Origin of the sequence: Brevundimonas sp., from assembly GCF_041919755.1 — a bacterium.
Taxonomy (GTDB): Bacteria; Pseudomonadota; Alphaproteobacteria; order Caulobacterales; family Caulobacteraceae; genus Brevundimonas.
The window spans coordinates 208,012-225,916 of record NZ_JAYRTD010000004.1; the positions used below are offsets into that span (position 1 = coordinate 208,012).

General features: G+C 68.5%; 14 protein-coding genes. 11 read left to right on the forward strand and 3 right to left on the reverse strand.

Translation table 11 applies throughout. The features are described from left to right. The first annotated feature begins 80 nt into the window (after positions 1-80). Positions 81-3,023 (forward strand): TonB-dependent receptor plug domain-containing protein, encoded by a 2,943-nt coding sequence (locus ACE3TH_RS07685; protein ID WP_374598901.1) that lies wholly within the window; start codon positions 81-83, stop codon positions 3,021-3,023. 10 nt (positions 3,024-3,033) lie between these two features. After that, complete coding sequence (locus ACE3TH_RS07690; RefSeq protein WP_374598903.1) at positions 3,034-5,562, forward strand: prolyl oligopeptidase family serine peptidase; 2,529 nt, start codon at positions 3,034-3,036, stop codon at positions 5,560-5,562. On the opposite strand, the gene ACE3TH_RS07695 is transcribed toward ACE3TH_RS07690, so the two are convergent. The 3 genes from ACE3TH_RS07695 to ACE3TH_RS07705 all read right to left on the reverse strand — a co-directional run bounded on the left by ACE3TH_RS07695 (position 5,498) and on the right by ACE3TH_RS07705 (position 8,854). Further along, the gene (locus ACE3TH_RS07695) at positions 5,498-7,150 is read right to left on the reverse strand and encodes an asparagine synthase-related protein (protein WP_374598905.1); all 1,653 of its coding nucleotides are present in this window, start codon (positions 7,148-7,150) and stop codon (positions 5,498-5,500) included. The genes ACE3TH_RS07690 and ACE3TH_RS07695 overlap by 65 nt on opposite strands. A gap of 92 nt (positions 7,151-7,242) precedes the next feature. Then, positions 7,243-7,893, reverse strand: coding sequence for a lasso peptide biosynthesis B2 protein (locus tag ACE3TH_RS07700; RefSeq protein ID WP_374598907.1), 651 nt, complete (start codon positions 7,891-7,893; stop codon positions 7,243-7,245). A gap of 472 nt (positions 7,894-8,365) precedes the next feature. After that, entirely contained in the window at positions 8,366-8,854 is a 489-nt protein-coding gene (locus ACE3TH_RS07705; RefSeq protein ID WP_374598909.1) for a hypothetical protein, read from the reverse strand. A gap of 241 nt (positions 8,855-9,095) precedes the next feature. Between ACE3TH_RS07705 and ACE3TH_RS07710 the strand changes: the two genes are divergently transcribed. The 9 genes from ACE3TH_RS07710 to trbL form a co-directional block, all read left to right on the forward strand. Continuing rightward, the gene (locus ACE3TH_RS07710; RefSeq protein ID WP_374598911.1) at positions 9,096-9,719 is read left to right on the forward strand and encodes a GntR family transcriptional regulator; all 624 of its coding nucleotides are present in this window, start codon (positions 9,096-9,098) and stop codon (positions 9,717-9,719) included. 232 nt (positions 9,720-9,951) lie between these two features. After that, positions 9,952-11,595: a type IV secretory system conjugative DNA transfer family protein gene (locus tag ACE3TH_RS07715; RefSeq protein ID WP_374598913.1), complete on the forward strand. Its 1,644-nt coding sequence runs from the start codon at positions 9,952-9,954 to the stop codon at positions 11,593-11,595. Next, entirely contained in the window at positions 11,588-12,028 is a 441-nt protein-coding gene (locus ACE3TH_RS07720; protein WP_368925624.1) for a hypothetical protein, read from the forward strand. Before ACE3TH_RS07715 ends, ACE3TH_RS07720 begins: the two co-directional genes overlap by 8 nt. Further along, positions 12,028-12,984 carry a P-type conjugative transfer ATPase TrbB gene (gene trbB, locus ACE3TH_RS07725; protein WP_374598915.1) on the forward strand — a complete coding sequence of 319 codons (957 nt, stop codon included), beginning with the start codon at positions 12,028-12,030 and terminating at the stop codon, positions 12,982-12,984. Before ACE3TH_RS07720 ends, trbB begins: the two co-directional genes overlap by 1 nt. A 261-nt stretch (positions 12,985-13,245) precedes the next feature. Continuing rightward, positions 13,246-13,566: a TrbC/VirB2 family protein gene (locus ACE3TH_RS07730; protein ID WP_368925621.1), complete on the forward strand. Its 321-nt coding sequence runs from the start codon at positions 13,246-13,248 to the stop codon at positions 13,564-13,566. Continuing rightward, positions 13,566-13,844: a VirB3 family type IV secretion system protein gene (locus ACE3TH_RS07735; protein WP_368925619.1), complete on the forward strand. Its 279-nt coding sequence runs from the start codon at positions 13,566-13,568 to the stop codon at positions 13,842-13,844. Before ACE3TH_RS07730 ends, ACE3TH_RS07735 begins: the two co-directional genes overlap by 1 nt. Positions 13,845-13,851: 7 nt before the next feature. Beyond that, on the forward strand, positions 13,852-16,275 hold the full coding sequence (gene trbE, locus ACE3TH_RS07740; protein WP_368925617.1) for a conjugal transfer protein TrbE: 2,424 nt from the start codon (positions 13,852-13,854) through the stop codon (positions 16,273-16,275). Continuing rightward, entirely contained in the window at positions 16,226-16,972 is a 747-nt protein-coding gene (locus ACE3TH_RS07745; RefSeq protein ID WP_368925615.1) for a conjugal transfer protein TrbJ, read from the forward strand. Before trbE ends, ACE3TH_RS07745 begins: the two co-directional genes overlap by 50 nt. 11 nt (positions 16,973-16,983) lie before the next feature. Further along, positions 16,984-17,905: P-type conjugative transfer protein TrbL (gene trbL, locus ACE3TH_RS07750; protein ID WP_374598918.1), on the forward strand; the 922-nt coding region annotated here is incomplete at its 3' end.

A 17,905-nucleotide genomic window follows, 5' to 3' on the forward strand; every position in this document is an offset into this window, starting at 1 on the left:
CAGTCGGGCTCCGGGGTTCGGGCGCCTGCCGCCCGTCTCTCCCACGTCGCCAGATGGCGTCGAGGGGAGGAGACAATATCATGAACCGATTGAACCTGCTGACCGGAAGCGCCCTGGTCGCCTGCGTTCTGGCCGCCGGGCCCGTCAGCGCCCAGGAGGCTCGAGACTTCAACATCGCGGCGGGCTCGCTACGGGACGCCCTGAACGCGTTCGCCGCCCAGTCCGATCAACAGATCTTCGTGCCGGGGGACCTGGTCGCGGGCCTTCGGTCCGAGGGGCTCCGCGGACGACACGCGCCGGCGGCCGCTCTCGATCTGCTGCTGCGGGGGTCCGGCCTGACCTGGAGCCAGAGCCGGCCGGGAGTTTTCGTTGTGCGTCGTTCGGGAGCGCAGGCCGCGCTGGAAGCGCCGACGACCGAACTCGGCGATGTGGTGGTTACTGGCACTCTGCTCCGATCGTCCGGAGAACTGGCGTCGCCGGTCGTCGCCTTGAGCCGGGATGAACTCGACAGGCGCGGATTTGCGACGGTCGCCGAGGCGCTCACGGATCTGCCCCAGAACTACTCCGGATCGGGAACGCCGGCGGCGTTGCTGTCGCGTGCGGACCCTGCCGGTTCCAACAGCGTGGCGGCGACCGGAATCAATCTGCGGGGGCTCGGGGCGGATGCGACCCTGGTCCTCATCAACGGCCGACGGATGGCGGGCACCGGTTCGCGCGGGGAGTTCGCCGATGTGTCGGCGTTGCCATCCGCCGCGGTGGAGCGGGTCGATGTGCTGCTCGATGGCGCCTCGGCCCTATACGGCTCGGACGCCGTCGCGGGCGTCGTCAACGTCATCATGCGCCGATCGCTCGACGGCCAGGAGAGCCGAGTGCGCGTGGGCGCCGCGCGAGGCGGCGCCGAGGATGTGACGGTGTCCCATATCGCCGGGACCACCTGGTCGGGCGGGAGCGGGTATCTGTCGTGGGAGTATCAGGACGCCAATCCGCTGGGCGCGGGGGATCGAGCATTCACACGCGATGGCGATCTGCGTCCGTTCGGAGGCTCGGACCGGCGTATGCTCTACAGCGTGCCGGGCAATATCGTCGCCGTCGATCCCGGCACTGGCGGATATGTCTCGGCCTGGGCCATTCGGCCAAACAGTTCGGGGACGGCGCAGAGCCCGTCGGACTTCGTCGCCGGCGCCACCAATCTCAGTGGCCAGATCGCGGGGGTGGACCTTCTGCCCGAAGTGAACCGACACAGCGTCTACGGTCGCGTCCGCCAATCAATCGGCGACCGGCTCGACCTGTCAGCGGATCTGCGCTTCAGCCAGCGGGACTACGGCTTCGCCAATACGGGGTCTGTGACGATCTTTCAGGTCACCTCGGCCAACCCCCATTTCGTATCGCCCAATGGATCGACGCGGCATTTGATCGGCTACTCCTTCCTGGAGGATCTGGGAAACAGTCGGCAGGAAGGCGAGTCCCGGAGCCTCGGCTTCACAGCCGGCGCTGACTACGATCTCGGGAACGGCTGGACGTTGGACGGTTATCTCGCCTGGGCCGAGGAGCGGGGCGAAAAGCGAACGTTCGGCATCGTGAACTCGGCCTTCCTCAATGAGGCTCTCGGCAATACGCTGGAAAATCCCGCCACCGCCTATTCCGCGTCTCGTGACGGCTTCTTCAACCCGTTCGGCGCGGGCGACGCCAATGGCGCCGCGGTGCTCGACTTCATCAGTTCGGGCTACTCGGCCTCACTGGATCGCAGTCGGTCCCAGTCCGCCAACCTCCTGCTTCAGGGATCAGCCCTGTCTTTGCCCGGCGGCGATGTCGATGTGGCGGTCGGCCTGCAGATGCGTCGCGAGACGTTCGACACCCGACTGTCGACGCTGACCGGTTCGGTCGCGCCCTTGGACATCGTGTCCCCTTCGAGTGACCGGACGATTTCAGCGCTCTTCGCGGAAGTGCGCGTGCCACTGGTGGGAGAAGCCAACGCCCGTCCGGGGATCGAACGGCTCGAACTGTCGCTGGCGGGGCGCGTCGAGGACTACGAGGACTTCGGCAGAACCTCCAACCCGAAGGTGGGCGTGGTCTGGTCGCCTGTGTCGGGTCTTAACCTGCGGGCCTCGTGGGGCACGTCTTTCCGGGCGCCCTCCTTGCCGCAGCTGAACGATGCGGATCAGTCCGCGCCGACTTTCGTGACGCGAGGTGACGGCGCCTCGATCCTGTCGCTGTACCGCTACGGCGGCAATGCGGGGCTCCAGCCGGAAACGGCGGAAACCTGGACGCTCGGAGGCGACTACGAGGGAGGCGGCGGTCTTCGCCTGAGCGTCAACCTGTTCGACACGCGGTTCGACAACCGCATCTCCCAACCCGTCAACGAGCACCTCGACGCCGCTCTGACAGATCCGGCCCTGGCCCCGTTCGTCCGCATCATCGATCCGGCGAACAGCGCGGCGGACCTGGCGCTGATCCGCTCGTTCACCGACGATCCCGCCTACGCCTACGGATCGTTGTTCCCGCCAGTATCCTATGGCGCGATCCTGGATGCACGCTGGGTCAATGCGGCGGCGGTTCGCGTCCGGGGCCTCGACTTTCAGGCCTCGCGACCCTTCGCGTTCGGGGATCACAGGGTCACGATCGAGTCCGGGGCGTCCTGGCTGCTCGACTACGAGACACGGCTGACACCCACGGCGGAGGGCCAGTCCGTCCTTGGCCGGATCGGTTACCCGGTCCGACTGCGGGCGCGAACGGGCGCGGTCTGGACGTGGGCTGATTTCAGCGCCGGGCTTCACTGGAGCCATGTGTCGGCCTACCGGGATGACGCCGACCGCCGGATCGAGGCATGGAACACCGCCGACCTGCAGGTCGGATGGTCTCCGGCGTCTGGCGTTCTCGCGGGCTGGCGGATTCTCGGAACCGTCCAGAACCTCTTCGACCAGGACCCGCCTTTCTACGATTCCCCGACGGGCTTCGGCTACGATCCGGGCCAGGCGGACCTTCTGGGCCGTGTCGTGAGCCTGCAACTGATCCGTCGCTGGTGAGAGGCGGATCATGTTTGCTCACAACCGCCTCGCGGCGGCGCTGGCGCTCGCCTGCCTGACGTCCGCTGGCCCGGTCCTCGCCTTGCAGGACGGCCCGCCCGTCGCCGCACCGGGCCGAACCCTGTCCCTGGACGATGTCCTCTCGATGGAGACCTTCGGTACGGCTTCGCTCTCTCCGGATGGACAATGGGTCGTCTATGAACGGCGGCGTCCCTACGATACCGCGCCCCGGTTCGATCGGTCCCACCGGTCGGGTTGGGCCGTCAGCGACCTGAAGATCGCCCGAACCGACGGTGGGGCGCCGGAAGACCTCCTGCCCTCGGAGCCAGGCGTTGGCCTCTTGCTGGGGTCATGGTCGCCGGACGGTCGTCGTCTTCTGGTCCACCGGTTGAGCGGGGATCGGCTTGAGATCGGCGTCGTGACTCTGGCGGATCGATCGGTGAGGTGGACCGGTCTCACGCCGGACCTAGTCAACGGGGTGACGAGTGCATGGCTGGACGCGGACCGGCTGGCCCTCACCATTCGGCCGGGCGGGGATCTGCCCTGGCTTCTGCGTTTCGATGGCACGGGCCAGTCGGAGATGGACCAACGGTGGACGCGGACGGCCGAGGGGCGCGAGCCGTCCCGGACCCGGGTCGAGACGCGCGCCGGCCAGGTGACGACGGACGCCGCGGCGCCGCCGGTCCGTCTGATCGTGCTCGATGTGCGGACGGGGCTGCAACAGGTCCTCGCCGAGGGAGCGATACGGGACTTCGCACCGTCCCCCGCCGGAGACCGGATCGCGGTCCTGACATCCGGGGCGCCGGTGGCGAGGGTCCCACTGAGCTCGATCGCCCAGAGCGCGGTCCAGACCCGTAGCCGGTTGACCCTGGTAGCGGTTGGGACGGGAGAGGCGGTTCGTCCGGGCGATGACCTCGACGTGGCTCCGCATCTCCTGCGCTGGTCTCCCGCCGGTGACGCCGTGCTGATTTGGGCGCGTCGGGACGGGGAGGGATGGGGCGCCGCCACGTTGCTCGCGGCCGGCATCGACGGCGATCTGAAGCGGTTCGAGACGGCTGGGCTGCGCCCCTTCGAAGAGGGGCGGGACGTGGATGAAGTCCGGGTCGTTCAGGCCGACTGGCTCGGGCGGGACGCCATCCTGCGGGCCCGACGACCCGGGTCCGACCGGTTCGACTGGTGGACGCTCGGCGCGGGCGCGCCGCTCAATCTGACGGAGGGGATGGCGTCATCTCCGTCGCGGCTGTCCGCCGTGCTCGATGACGAGGCGTTGGCGTTCGCCGGAGGACGACTGTGGTCTCTGGGGCGCGGCGGCGAAACAAGGCCGCTGTCCGCCGAAGGCGATACCCTGAGCGATGGCCGCACCTTCACGCTCATGACCCCGTTCCGGATCCAGGCGAACGAGCCCCCGAGGCAGTCCTGGATCGCGGCGCGATCGCCCTCCGGGACGCGCATTCTGGATCGAGGCGGAGCCACAGGGATAACCTCGACGCAGACCTGCGACGGCACCCTGATCGGGCGGTCTGTTGTGCGGACGGGAATCCTGACGGCATGTCTGGATCAGGGTGTGGAGACCCTCGCCCTGGCCACGCCGGGGGTGGATCGGGTGCTGGATCGCGTGAATGCTGACCTGGCCGAGGTCGCCATCCCTCAGGCGAAACCGATCCATCATCGCGATCCGTTCGGACAGGCCGTGACCAGCTATCTGTTCCTGCCGCCTGGTCGGACGGCGACCGAGGTCAGGGGGCTTATCGTCATGGTCTACCCCGGGGTCGTGGAGGATGGCCGCTATGTGGAGGCGACAGGCCTCCAGTCTCTGGGGCCGCGCGCGCAAATCCTCGCCACCGAAGGCTACGCGGTCCTGTCCGCGGCCCTGCCCGACGAAAGTCAGACGACACGGCCGACGATGTTTGACGACTTTACCCGTGCGACGGACGCGGCGGTCGACGCCGCGCTCGCCGAAGAACCCGGCTTGCCGTCGAACCGGCTGGCCCTGCTGGGCCACAGTTTCGGGGGATACACCGCCCTGGCGATCGCGACACGGTCGCCGCGATATCGAAGTGTGGTCGCCTGGGCCGCGCCGACGGATCCGGCGGCCAAATGGGGCGAACTGCGACCCCATGCCTGGCTTTGGCCGGAGTATGCGATGTCGCTCGATACTGCACCGGGCGCCGTCGAGAACGGGCAGGCCAGACTGGGCGGTCCGCCCTGGTCCGAGGCCGATCAGTATGCAGGCGCCAGCCCTTACATGCAGGCGGACCGGATCGTCGCGCCGCTTTTGCTGATCACCGCCGATCGAGACTATGTGCCCATGGCAAACGCCCAGCGCATGCTGTCCGCGATGCACCGGCAGGGCAAATGGGCGCGACTGGCGACCTATTGGGGCGAGAGTCACTCCAACGCCAGTCCGGCCAATGTGCGCGATGTTTATCGGGAGATCTTCGACTGGCTCGACCGCACGCTCGGCGATGAGGCGCTCAACCTCCCGGTAGGCGCCGCTCCCATGCCCGGACCCAACTCTCGATCGCAGCCGTCGTCATGATGTCGACGTAGCCGCCACGCCAGGCGAGGGACTCCCGGGTCAGGGCGACATCGCCCCTGTCGCGATCGATCAGCCCCATGGCCGCCAGGCGCCCGTCGAGCAACCAGGGCCGAAGGACGTCCAGCCCGTCGGCGATCAGGTGACCATAGAAGGCGGTCATCTCACCCTTGGACCTTCGGGTGGTGATCGCGTCTGGCAGGCGATCGGAGAAGGCCCGGCGGGCGAGCGCGCGATCTCGCCGTCCGAGGGTCAACTGGGGGGTTGGCAGGGCGAGGCAGACTTCGGTCACCGGTTGGGCGAGAAGGGGATGGAACACGGTCGCCACTTCGGTCTGGAACGACGCCCCGTGAAGGCCGCATCCCTGGACCAGACCCAGGATCTGGCGTCGCTTGGCCGGTCCGAGATCGTCGATGCCCTGAAGCCAGGGATGGCGCGCGATCTCCGGGTGGATGCGGGGACGCAGCAACGGATTGGGATCATCGATCGCCGCCGGCGTATACCTGGGCCGACGGGCGGCCCCGATCAGCGTCCAGACCGATCGCTCGTTCCAGCGTGCGAGGTCGATGTTGGCTCTGGAGAGGAACGCGCGCCATCCCCGTTGACGATGGAAATCGACAAAGACGCCGGCGTCCGCTGGCTGGATGAACATCGAGTCCCCGCCCTTGCCTGTGATGACCGTGTCTATGCCGGCGGCCACGAACCGCCGCGCCCAGTCGGCGTCATGAAGGGCATCCATGGCGGCCAGTCCGGGCCGGATGCCCAGCGTGAGATGGGTCAGCATCTCCAGGGTCAGCCGGCCGGTCGCACGGGGTTGGCACGTCGCGGTGATCCCGATGTGTGCCGCCAGAAGATCGACCCAGGGCCGTTCGTCGGCAGTGGCGTCGGGTCCCCAGGCGTTCAGCCAGAGCCGCACCCGGTCGGGCTCGGTCCGCGCCAGTGTCGCCGCCACGATGCTGGAATCGAGACCGCCCGACACCTCGGCCGCCAGGACGCCGCCAGACTTCAGAACGCCTGCGACGACCTGGTCGAGAGCGTCTCGCAGTCGCTCTGCGGCCTCGTCGTCAGAAAGGGCGGGCGCTGACCGGGCCAGCCAGTCAGGCCGCCAGAGCTCGCTCACAATCCCGTCGTTCAGGGTCACCATGGCGCCGGGCAGGACAGCAGCGGGGCCGTCGATAAGGAGATCGCCCGAGGTCGAATATGGATCATGAAGCGCCGCCTCGACGCGGGCGGGATTGATCCGCCAGCCGGCGCCAGCGCTCCGCGCGAGCCACTCTGGAACCTGGGAGGCGACGAGGGTGACCGGACCCTGCGCCCACCAGAGGCAATCCAGGGCGCCGGACGGATCACGCAGGAGCGCGGCCAGTCGTCCCTTGCCGTCCAGACGCACGCCGATGAAGCGCCCCCAAAAGCGGGCGAGCATCTTCTTCTCGTAGGAGGCCGGATCATCGTCGGGGATCTGGCGGACGGCGGGATCGTGACGATTGAAGACCTCGCCGACGAGGGTCCAGCCGCCGATCGTTGTGGAGGCGGGGCGGCCGGGGCCGGCGACAGCCAGCCAGGTTGCGTCGGACAGGGGGGTGATGGTCATGCCCGCGGCGCGCGCCTGCTCCTGAAGCCTAGGTGACAGGGGATGTTCGACCCCGCAGTCGGCGGACTGGCTGCAAAGCAGATAGGCGCCCATCAGACGGCCAGGATCGGGCTGAAGGTGCGGACCCGTTCCGCCGTATCGCCGGCGACGCGGTCACCGACCTGGACCCAGCAGTGAGCGAGGAACGGCCAGGTGCGCACGCCGAACACCCATCGGGCCGGGATGCCTGATCGATGCAGATGATGATGCAGACGATAGCCGCGTTGCAGGCAGTCGCCCTCGAAGGGAATCCAGGGGTGGATGGCCAGGAAGGCGCCGATCGCCCGCGATGCCTCATCGTCGCTGACGTCCCGATCCGGAGTGGAGCGGCGCGCGGCCGTGGCGACCAGATGGTCGAACGGGGCGCGGGCGAAGCTGACGCTCGCCGCCAGGCTGTTGACCGCCGCGCCGATCAGCAGTCGCCGGGGCAGGGCGTCTGTCCACGCCGGGACGTCTCCCACCGGTTCTGGCGGCGCGAAGCGAGCCGGTGAGGGGTGAGCGGCAAGGAGGCCGGCCGCCAGCAGATCATCGTGCACGTCGCGGGGTACCGTGATCCGCCCCGGATCGGGTTCGAACCGGATCATCGCCGCCGCGTCGGTAAGGAGGGCATAGTCGTCGCCCAGGATGTCGAGGACCACGATGTCATCGTGGCATCGCGCCAGATGGATGTGGGGCGCTAGGAAAACGGTGTGGTCTTCAGGCATGTCCCGGTCGCTGGAAAAAGCCCGGGCGATCGCTTTGACGGCCGCCCGGGCAGACGTTCAGACGGGCGTCCGGCTGCGCATGACGCCGATCTCGGCCCAGTTGCCTTCGACTTCGTGCCGGGTCAGGTCCCGGGCGCGGCCGAGGCGGATGAGTGTCAGTCGGGTCGTTTTCATCAGGGTCTCTCCGGTGGTGCGGGAGACGATGAAAGGGCCCGGATCGCAAAGGGCGGTCGCCCCATGGAGAGGCGACCGCCCCTTCCGCGTCAGACCGGGGTCTTGCTGCGGTCGAGGCCGATCTCGGCGAACCGACCCTCGGGCTCGAGTTGGGTCAGGGCCCGGGCGCTGCCGAGACGGACGAGCGCGATCCTGGTGGTCTTCATCGTAGTCTCCCTGGTTGATCGCCACGGATGTGGCCCGATCAGTCAGCGCCCGGATGAAGCCGCTGCAAAGCTATATCCGGCGTATATCTGCGTCAGCGTCCCGGCTTGGGCCGGCGCGAGTTCAGGTCCGTCCGGCCTTCCTCGAGGAAGGTCTCCGCCTCCTCTGCCCGTCGGCCGCCAACCTCTGCGAGCGCGTCGAACATCTCTCCGAACGCGGCGATCAGCGAGCGGGCGTCGAGGTCTCGGATGCGGTCTCCCATCTGCCGGTCATAGGCCTGGAGCAGGATGGTGAAGGTGGTCATGAACTTGTTGTCGGCCGTCCGCACGGCGAACTCGGGCGATCCGATCGCGATGGCGTGCATGAGGCCGTAGAAGTCGGAGCCTGTGGCGACGCTGAAGCGGTGCAGGTAGTCGAGGTTGAGCCGCCCATGGCCGGCCTCGAAATGCTCGTAGGTTCGCAGCGGCATGTTGAGCGCGGTCGCCGTTTCTTGCGTGGACAGACCCCGCAGTCTCCGCACGCCCTTCAACACCGCCGATCGAAGACTCCCGTCGTCCCGAGACTCCAACGAGGTCTCGTCCATGATTGCTCCCGGTATGTGATCGACGGTGAGTCATCGTGCGACGGGATCGCCTTGCGATCAACGCTCGCGTGTATCTGTCCCTAGCTGATTTGTCGCATCCGCAAGAAAGTTGCGGTCCGACCGCCGGTTTATTGCGGGCTTGCCGACGATTTCTTGCGGATCGGCCAACCGGGAGATGCAATCCATTGGCGAAGGCCGACGGGCTGACGATAACGCGGAGTCTATCTGTACGGAGTTGGCTGTGCCGAGAGCCCGCGATCCCTTCAGCCTGGCGCTCGAGAACATTCGCGATCGAGCCCTGCGGGGTGTCTACAGCCCGGGCGGGTCCATCGTGATCATCGAGGAGGCGCGTCGCCTCAATTTGTCGACCACACCGGTTCGCGAAGCGCTCGCCTGGCTCTGTGGCGAAGGCCTCCTGGAGCGCGCGCCGCGTGCGGGCTACCTCGCCCCGCGGCTCGATGCCGCGATGTTGCGGGATCGGTTCTGGCTCCGCCTGCGGGCGCTGACGACGAGCCTGGAACTGACCATCGATCTGGCCGCCCAGGCGTCGCCGGCACCGGACCTGTCCGCCGAGGATGCGGTGCGCGAACTCTTCGACCGTCTGGTTCGCGCCACGGGAAATCGGTCACTGGTCGATGCCTTCCGACGGGTCGACGCCCAGTTGCGCATGCTGGGCGACGCGGAGTTCCGCCTGTTCCCGGATGCCGACGCCGAGGCGGCCCATTTGGCCCATCTCGGCCGCGAGGGCGCCCGGCAGGATCTGACCGAAGCGGTCACCCGCTATCACCGTCGACGCATGGACGCCTCCGCCCTTCTGGTGCTGGAGGTTGAGCGCCGCGGTCCGCGGTCGGCGGACGGCGACTGAGGTGAGGATCCGGCTGATCCTGCTGGCCCTGGGCTTGCTGCTCGGTTCACAGTCCGCCGGACAGGCCTTTGCCTGGCTTTACGGGGCCGACCCCGTTCTGGGCCCTGCCTGGCGTCCCGCGCCGGACATCGCCCTTTACCCGCCGTGGTCGATTTATGTCTGGCGCCTTCGGTTTGGTGAGGAGGCGGCCCGCGCGGTCGGGTCCTGCGCCCCACTCATCCTCCTGGGGGGAATGGGCGGCCTGGGCCTCGGCGTTCTGGTCGACGGCGCCGGCCGGATAAGGCGGGTCCGGGGCTGGGGCGGAGCGGCCGAGGCCCGCGCCGCCGGTCTGACGGCCCCGGGCGGCTGCATCCTTGGCCTGCTTGGCCGGCAGCTGTTGGCGACGACCGATCTGCGCCCGAGTCTCGTGACGGGCGGAACCCGGTCCGGCAAAGGGCGCGGCCATGTCATGCCGACTCTCCTGTCCTGGAACGCCAGTGTTCTGGTGCATGACCCGAAGGGCGAGCTCTGGAGACTGAGCGCCGGATGGCGGTCCCGCTTCAGCCACGCGCTCTACTTCGATCCCCGCGATCCGGCGTCCGCCTGCTGGAACCCGCTGGCGGAGATCCTTCCTGGCCCGGGGGAACTCGCTCATGTCCAGCGCCTGGTCGCGATCCTGTCGGACCCCGGGGGAGCGCGGGACGACGAGGCGATCTGGGACCGGGCGGCTTCGGAGATCCTCGAGGCGGTGATCCTTCACGTGCTCTACACCGCCGAGGACGGCGACAAGACGCTGCTGACGGTTCGGGGGCTCCTGGCGGATCTGGACGATGCCGCCGAGGTCATGGGGCGGACGCTGCACCGGATTGGAATATCCGGTTCGCCCGAGGTGCATCCCTTCATCGCCACGGCCGTGAAAGGCTATGCGGCCATGCACGACCGTTTCCGGACGTCGGTCCAGGGCACGGCTCGGTCCTATCTGAAGTGGTTGGCGGGCGAGGATGTCGAACGGGCCCTGTCGCGTTCGGACTTCTCGATGGCGGACCTGATGTGCGCCGAGGTGCCTGTGTCCCTCTATGTGCAGGTGGCGCCCGCCGACGCGGCGGCGCTTCGGCCGCTGGTGCGTCTGTTCTTCTACGCCGCCGCCCAGGCGCTCACGGTGAAGGAGGGGGAGGCGGCGGACGGCCGGCCGAAACAGCATCGGCTCCTCATGCTCATGGATGAGTTTCCGCTTTTGGGTCGGGTGAGCTTCTTCGAGAAGTCGCTGCGATTGCTGAGCGGCTACGGGGTGAAGGTGATGTTCGTGGCCCAGTCGCTCAACGACATCGTCGAAACCTACGGGGCCAACAACACCATCCTCGACAACTGCGCCGTCTACACCGCCTTCTCGGCGCTCGATCCGCTGACCCAGGACAAGGTCTCCAAGCTCACGGGGACGGTCCTGGAGACCCGGTCGAGCCGGAGCGCGCCGGCGGGTCTCGGGGCCGGGCGGAGTTCGGTGTCGCGATCGGAAATCGAGCGACCGCTGGTCGAGCCCGGCGAGATCCGCTCACTGCCGGACGATGTCCAGTTGGTGTTCGCCGCCGGCGTCCGACCGCTTCGGACGCGCAAGCTCCACTATGACAAGCGTGAGCCGTTTCGCACCCGGGCGCACGATGTGGCGCCGGATCAGTCCATTGGGCTGGATGGCCCGCCTGTCGCGCCCCATCCCTGGGCGGGGCGCCGCAGCCGTGGCGAAGACCCGCAAGCCTCCCTGCCGCTGTTCAAGGAGGTCGCGGCGGCGATGGACGAGCGGAAGGTCGCCGCCCGGGTGGCCGACATCTACGGGCGGGTGGCGCAGGAGATGGCTGCGCAGGACGCGGCTCTGGATCACTTGAGAGGACTGGGTGATGGCTAGGAAGGATGCCGGCGCCTGCCGCGTGCAGGTCTATCTGACGGATCAGAAGGTGGTCGCGGCCCTGAACCGGGAAGCGCGGGTGGGCAAGGTTCCGCTCAGCCAGGCGGCGGGACGGGTGATTGCCCGGGGACTCCAGAAGAGTCCGCACGCCGATCCGGATGATCGTCTCCTGCACCTGGACCGCAGTCTTCGCGACCATATGCGCTCGACCGCCCGGGACATGCAGATCGTCCAGGAGCTTCTGATCGAGGTCGCCCGGGCCTTCTTCCTGCGCCTGCCCGACGCGGTTGTGGACCAGGACCCGACCGTTCAGGCGGCCGTCGACCGCCGGATCGAGCGCCTGCTGGACGCGACAGCCGCCAGGATCGTCGCCGGGCGGGCGACGTCGGAGGGCGGCGTGCCTGCAGAGGAACGATCGTTCGGGCCGAACTGATGAGCGAAAATCCGCTTATCGCCAATCGAAAGCTGGAGGCGCTCCGTCACGCGCTCGGCGAAACCGTTCTGGAGGCCCTCGTCGAACCCGCTGTGGTCGAGATCATGGCCAATCCCGATGGGCGTCTCGTCCTGGACAGAAGCGGGGAGGGGCGACGCGACACCGGAGAGAGCCTGACCGCCGAGGCGCGTGAACGGGTGGTCCGGTTGATCGCGGACTATGTTGGCGAGACGGTCACGCGCGATGATCCGCGCGTGTCGGGCGTCTTGCCCGGCACAGGCGAGCGGTTCCAGGGGCTGCTGACACCCGTGGCGCCGGGCCCGACCTTTTCCATCCGCAAGCGTCCGGCCGTAATCTGGACGCTGGACGACTATGTGCGCGATGGTGTGATGACCGCTGGTCAGGCCGACGCACTTCGAGCCGCGGCAGCCGGCCGGATGAACATCCTGATTTCGGGCGGGACAGGGTCGGGCAAGACCACTCTCGCCAATGCGGTGCTCGCGGAGCCGGCCTTTGCCGGAGATCGGGTGTTCCTGGTCGAGGATACGCCGGAACTGCAGTGCTCGGCCTGGGACGTTGTCTCGGTGCTCACTCGGCGGCAGCCGATCGTCATCGGCGTGGTGGACCTGGTGAGGGACGCCCTTCGCATGCGGCCTGACCGGATTGTGGTTGGCGAAATGCGGGACGGCGCCGCCGCACTGGAGACGTTGAAGAGCTGGAACACGGGACACCCCGGCGGTCTGTCGACCCTCCATGCCAACTCGGCCGACGATGTACTACGCCGCGTCGAGGACCTCATCGCGGAGGTTTCGGCCCGCACGCCCCGTCGAGCGATCGCTCAGGCGGTCGACCGGATCGTCCATATCCGGCGGACCGAGACCGGCCGGACAGTCGAAGCCGTGCTCGGGGTCGAGCCGTCGGACGACGGCGGCTACGCGATCACCCGCCTGGCTTGAGCACCGGAGAATGTGGCTGCGCACGGCAGGAACGCAGCCGTGGCGGGCTCCAAGCCCAAGTCATCGCGAGTTGATGCTGAGTTCTCCCCAAGTCGTTGGACGCAAGTCTCTACAAGTCTTATCCTAAGTTGAGACGAGTCGAGCTAAAGTCTTCGAAAAGTCGAGAAGAATATTCACTGCGACCTGTTGACAACCTGTGGGTATATTTGCTTGCAATGTGTTGCGGCGCGTTGAGATGCGCTGAAACAAAGGAAGTCTGACATGCGACGGATACTGGGGCGCCGGCTCTTCGGCGCGACGATGACGTGCGGCCTGATGGTGGCCGGGCCGGTTCTCGCCGGAGGATCGGGAATGCCGTGGGAGGGACCGCTGCAGCAGGTGGTCCAGTCGATCACGGGACCGGTGGTCCAGGCGGCCGCCGTGGTGGCCGTGGTGATCTTCGGGGCGGGCATCGCCATGAGCGAGAACGGCTCCTCGATGCGCCGAGGGCTGGGCATCATGTTCGGTCTGTCGATCGCTTTCGCCGCCTCGACCTTCTTCCTCGACTTCTTCGGCTTCGCCGGAGGGGCGGAGATCGGCTGATGACCGGCTCCGCTCCAGACGGTCGTCCGAACGGTTGGGATCTGCCGGTCGCGCAGGCTCTGGCCGAGCCCGTCCTGATGGCCGGCATGCCGAGGGACTACGCGATCGCGATGGGCACCATCGCCATGGTGCTGGGTCTGGCCCTGCGGATCTGGTGGCTGGGCCTGCTGTGGTGGGCCGCCGCCCATGCGATCGGCCTGTGGGCTGCGCGCGCCGACCGGCGCTTCTTCGACGTCCTGAAGCGGCATCTCGCCCTGCCCGGCCATCTGGACGCGTGAGGGTCGGATGCGTTTCCTCGACGAACACCGCCGCCGTCCCGCCGCCCTGGCGGATCACCTGCCCTGGGCCGCCCTCGTCGCGCCCGGCGTCGTGCTCAACAAGGACGGCTCCTTCACCACGGCTTTCCGGTTCAGGGGACCGGATCTGGATTCATCGACCGAGGACGAGCTCATGGCGGTGCGGGCGCGCCTCAACAACGCCCTGCGACGCCTGGGGACCGGCTGGTGTCTGCACATGGAAGCGCGTCGGCGCGAGGCCACGCCCTATCCCGAAAGCCGGTTCGACACCGACATCGCCTGGCTGCTGGACGAGGAGCGTCGCCAACGGTTCGAGGCGGGCGAGCCGGCCTTCGAAAGCGACTTCCGACTGGCCCTCACCTGGCTGCCGCCGGCTGACGAAACCCGTCGGATCGAGCGCTGGCTGTTCGACGGCCTGTCCAGGGCGGACGCGGATTGGCGTCAGGCGCTCGCCGCCTTCGTACGGGAAGCCGCGACCACCCTCGACCTCCTGCGCGACGGCCTGCCCGAGGTGGCGCCGCTCGACGACGCCGATCTTCTGACCTGGCTCCATGAGTGCGTGTCGCCGCGCGGCCACCGGGTGGAGCCGCCGGACGAGCCGATGTTCCTCGACGCCTGGCTCGCGGACGCGGACCTCTCGGGAGGCGTCGCGCCGCGACTGGGCGGGCGTTGGCTCAAGGTCATCTCGGTACGCGGTCTGCCCTCGGTGACCCGACCGGGATTGCTGGACGCCCTGGGCGCCCTGCCGTTTCCCTACCGCTGGACCGCGCGCTGGATCGGTCTGGACAAGCCGGAAGCGGAGCGGGAGATCGTTCGTCTGCGCAAGCGCTGGTTCGCCAAGCGAAAGGGCGTCGGCGTCTTGCTGCGCGAGGCCATCACCAAGGAGGAGGTGCCCCTCCTCGACACCGACGCCGCCTCCAAGACGGAAGAATGCGATGGGGCGCTGGCGGCCTTGGGGGCGGAGAGTTGCGCCTATGGCTATCTGACCCTCACGGTAACCGTGCTCGACGACGAGGAAGCCGGCGCCGCCGCCAAGGCGCGCGCGGTCGAAGCCGCCCTTAACGCCCAGGGTCTCGTCGCGCGCATCGAGGATCTGAACGCGGTGGAGGCCTGGCTGGGCTCTCTTCCGGGCGAGCCCTACGCGGACGTCCGGCGGCCGTTGGTGTCGACACTGAACCTGGCCGACCTGCTGCCCGTTTCGGCGGTCTGGGCCGGGCCGATGGGGGATCAGTGCCTTGGCGGCCCGCCGCTCGCGACCGCGCGGACCACGGGATCGACGCCCTTTAGGCTGGTGCTGCACGTCGGCGATGTCGGCCATGCCATGGTCATCGGACCGACGGGCTCGGGCAAGAGCGCGCTCCTGTCCTTCCTGGCGCTGCAGTGGTTCCGCTATCCGGACGCCCGGGTCGTGTTCTTCGACAAGGGACGATCCGCTCGCGCCGCGACTCTGGCGGCCGGGGGACGGTGGCGGGCGCTGGCGCCGGGCGCGGCCTTCTCGCTTCGGCCGTTGGCGGGCATCGATGAGGAGGGTGAGCGCGCCTGGGCCTCCGAATGGATCGCCGAGACCGTGCGGCTCGCCGGTCTGGAGCCCGTGCCCCGCGTCCGCGAGGAAATCTGGTCGGCCCTCGGCGCCCTGGCCGAGGCTCCGGTCGGTCAGCGCACCCTGACGGTCTTCTGCGCTCTGGTGCAGGACCGGGCCGTCGCGGCCGCCCTTGAGCCCCTGACGTTGAAGGGGCCGCATGGCGGCCTGCTCGACGGTGAGGGCGAGGCCCCGGTCCCGACCCGCTTCGACACCTTCGAACTCGAGAGCCTCATGGGCACGCCGTCCGCCGTGGCGCCGGTTTTGTCGGCCCTCTTCCATCATCTGGAGCGCGGCTTCGACGGACGGCCCACCCTGCTGGTGCTCGACGAGGCCTGGCTGTTCCTGGGCGAGACCGCCTTTGCGGCCAAGATCCGCGAGTGGTTGAAGACCCTGCGCAAGAAGCGTGTGGCCGTGATCTTCGCGACCCAGAGCTTGGATGATGTCGCCGCCTCGCCGATCGCCTCCAGCCTGATCGAGAGCTGCCCGACCCAGGTCTTCCTGCCCAATCCCCGGGCGCTCGAACCCGCCTCGGCCCGCCTCTACCAGGGCTTCGGACTCAACCGGCGACAATTGGAGCTGATCGCCTTCGCGACGCCCAAGCGCGCCTACTACTGGCGCCAGCCCGCGGGCCGCCGGCTCTTCGACCTGCGTCTGACCGGCGTGGCCCTCGCCCTGTGCGGCGCCGGGTCGCCCGAAGATCAGACCCTCATCGACGACATCCTCGCACGCGCCGGCGAAGACCGGTTCGCGCGGGAATTCCTCACAGCCAAGGGAGTTTGCCATGTTGACGCTGTTCTCGACGCCTTCGCCCCGCCGCTCGCGGCGGAGTAATCCGCTCAGGGCTCTGATCGCCTGTCTGGCGGCCGCCGGGATGATGGGGGCGACCCCGGTCTCCGCCCAGTTGGTGGTGGTCGATCCCACCAACCACATCACCAATCTGCTGCAGGCGGCTCGCCAGTTGGAGAGCCTCGCCAACGAGGCCCGGAGCCTGGCCGCCTCGCCCTACAGCCACCTCGCCGACAACAGCCAGTCCCTGCGTGAGATGGCTGAACTGGCGCGATCCGCACGAGGCCTGGCCAGTTCAATCGGCGGCCTGGAGCAACAGTTCCGGTCCCTCTATCCCGACGACCTGTCCGGGGCGGACCTCGATCGTCTGCTGGCCCAGGGCGGGGCGCGCACCGAGACCGCGCGCCGGACCGCCGAGGACGTGGCCCGGACGGCCGCCGAACTGGAGCGGTTGGGACAGGGTCGTGATCGTCGCCTCAGCGGAGCCCTGTCGGCGAGCGAAGGCGCCACGGGTCAGACGGCGGCCGTTCAGTCCACCAACCAGATGCTTGCGGTCCTCGCCGAAGACCTTGCCGCCCTGCGCACCATCATGCTCGCCCAGTCCCGCCTGCTCGCCGAAGCCACTGCCAGAGAGGCCGCGGATCGGGCGTCCGGCGACGAGGCCCGCCGTCGGCGCTGGTCCGGGACGGCCGGAACCGTGGCGCCGCCCAGCTTCGATCCGCTCTCCCACGCGCGCGACTGAGGAGCCGAGTCATGTCGGTCGGAGTGGAAACCCCGAATGAGCTGATGGTGGTGTTCTCCAACACCATCTCGGCCGGGTTCGACGCCCTGCAGGGCTCGGTGAATGGCGTGTTCGGCCTGTTGATCGCCCTGGTCGTCGCCCTGACCGGCATCCAGTGGGCCTTATCGCCGAACCGGGAGGTGCTGGCCTCGGGCTTCGGCAAGGTGCTGCTGATCGGGGCCTTCGCCTGGCTGATCAACGACTGGCAGCGCCTGTCCGAGACGATCTACGCCGGCTTCATCGAACTGGGCCTGACGGCGGGCGGGGGATCGCTGAGCCGGGCCGACTTCCTGAACCCCGGAGCGATCCTCGCCCAGGGCTGGGAGATCGTGAAGGCGCTGGGGGAGACGCCGGCGCCCGTCGACAACCCGCTGGACGTCGTCGGGAACATGGCCGACGCCCTGATCCTCGGGCTCGCCATGATCGGCATCATGCTGGCCTTCGCCGTGCTGGCGCTCCAGATCGTCGTGGCCCTTCTGGAGTTCAAGATCGTCACCCTGGGCGGGTTCGTCCTGCTGCCGTTCGGCATCTGGAACCGATCCGCCTTCCTCGCCGAACGACCGCTGGGCTACGTCGTGTCTTCGGGGCTCAAGGTGCTGGCCCTCGCCATCGTCGTCTCTGGCGCCCGAACGATCTTCGACCAGCTTCAGCCGTCGACCAATCCCGACATCTACGAAGGTCTCAGCATCCTGGTGGCGGCCATCCTGCTGGCCATGCTCGCGGTCTTCATACCGAACCTCGCCTCGGCGCTGGTCACCGGCGGACCCGCCCTTGGCGCCGGCGCGGCGCTCACCGGGGCGCTCGCGGTCGGGGGCGCGGGCGCCTTGGCGGGAGCCGGTGTGGCCGGCGCGGGCGCGGCGGCGGGCGGCGGGGCGGCTCGCGTGGCCGGCCCGG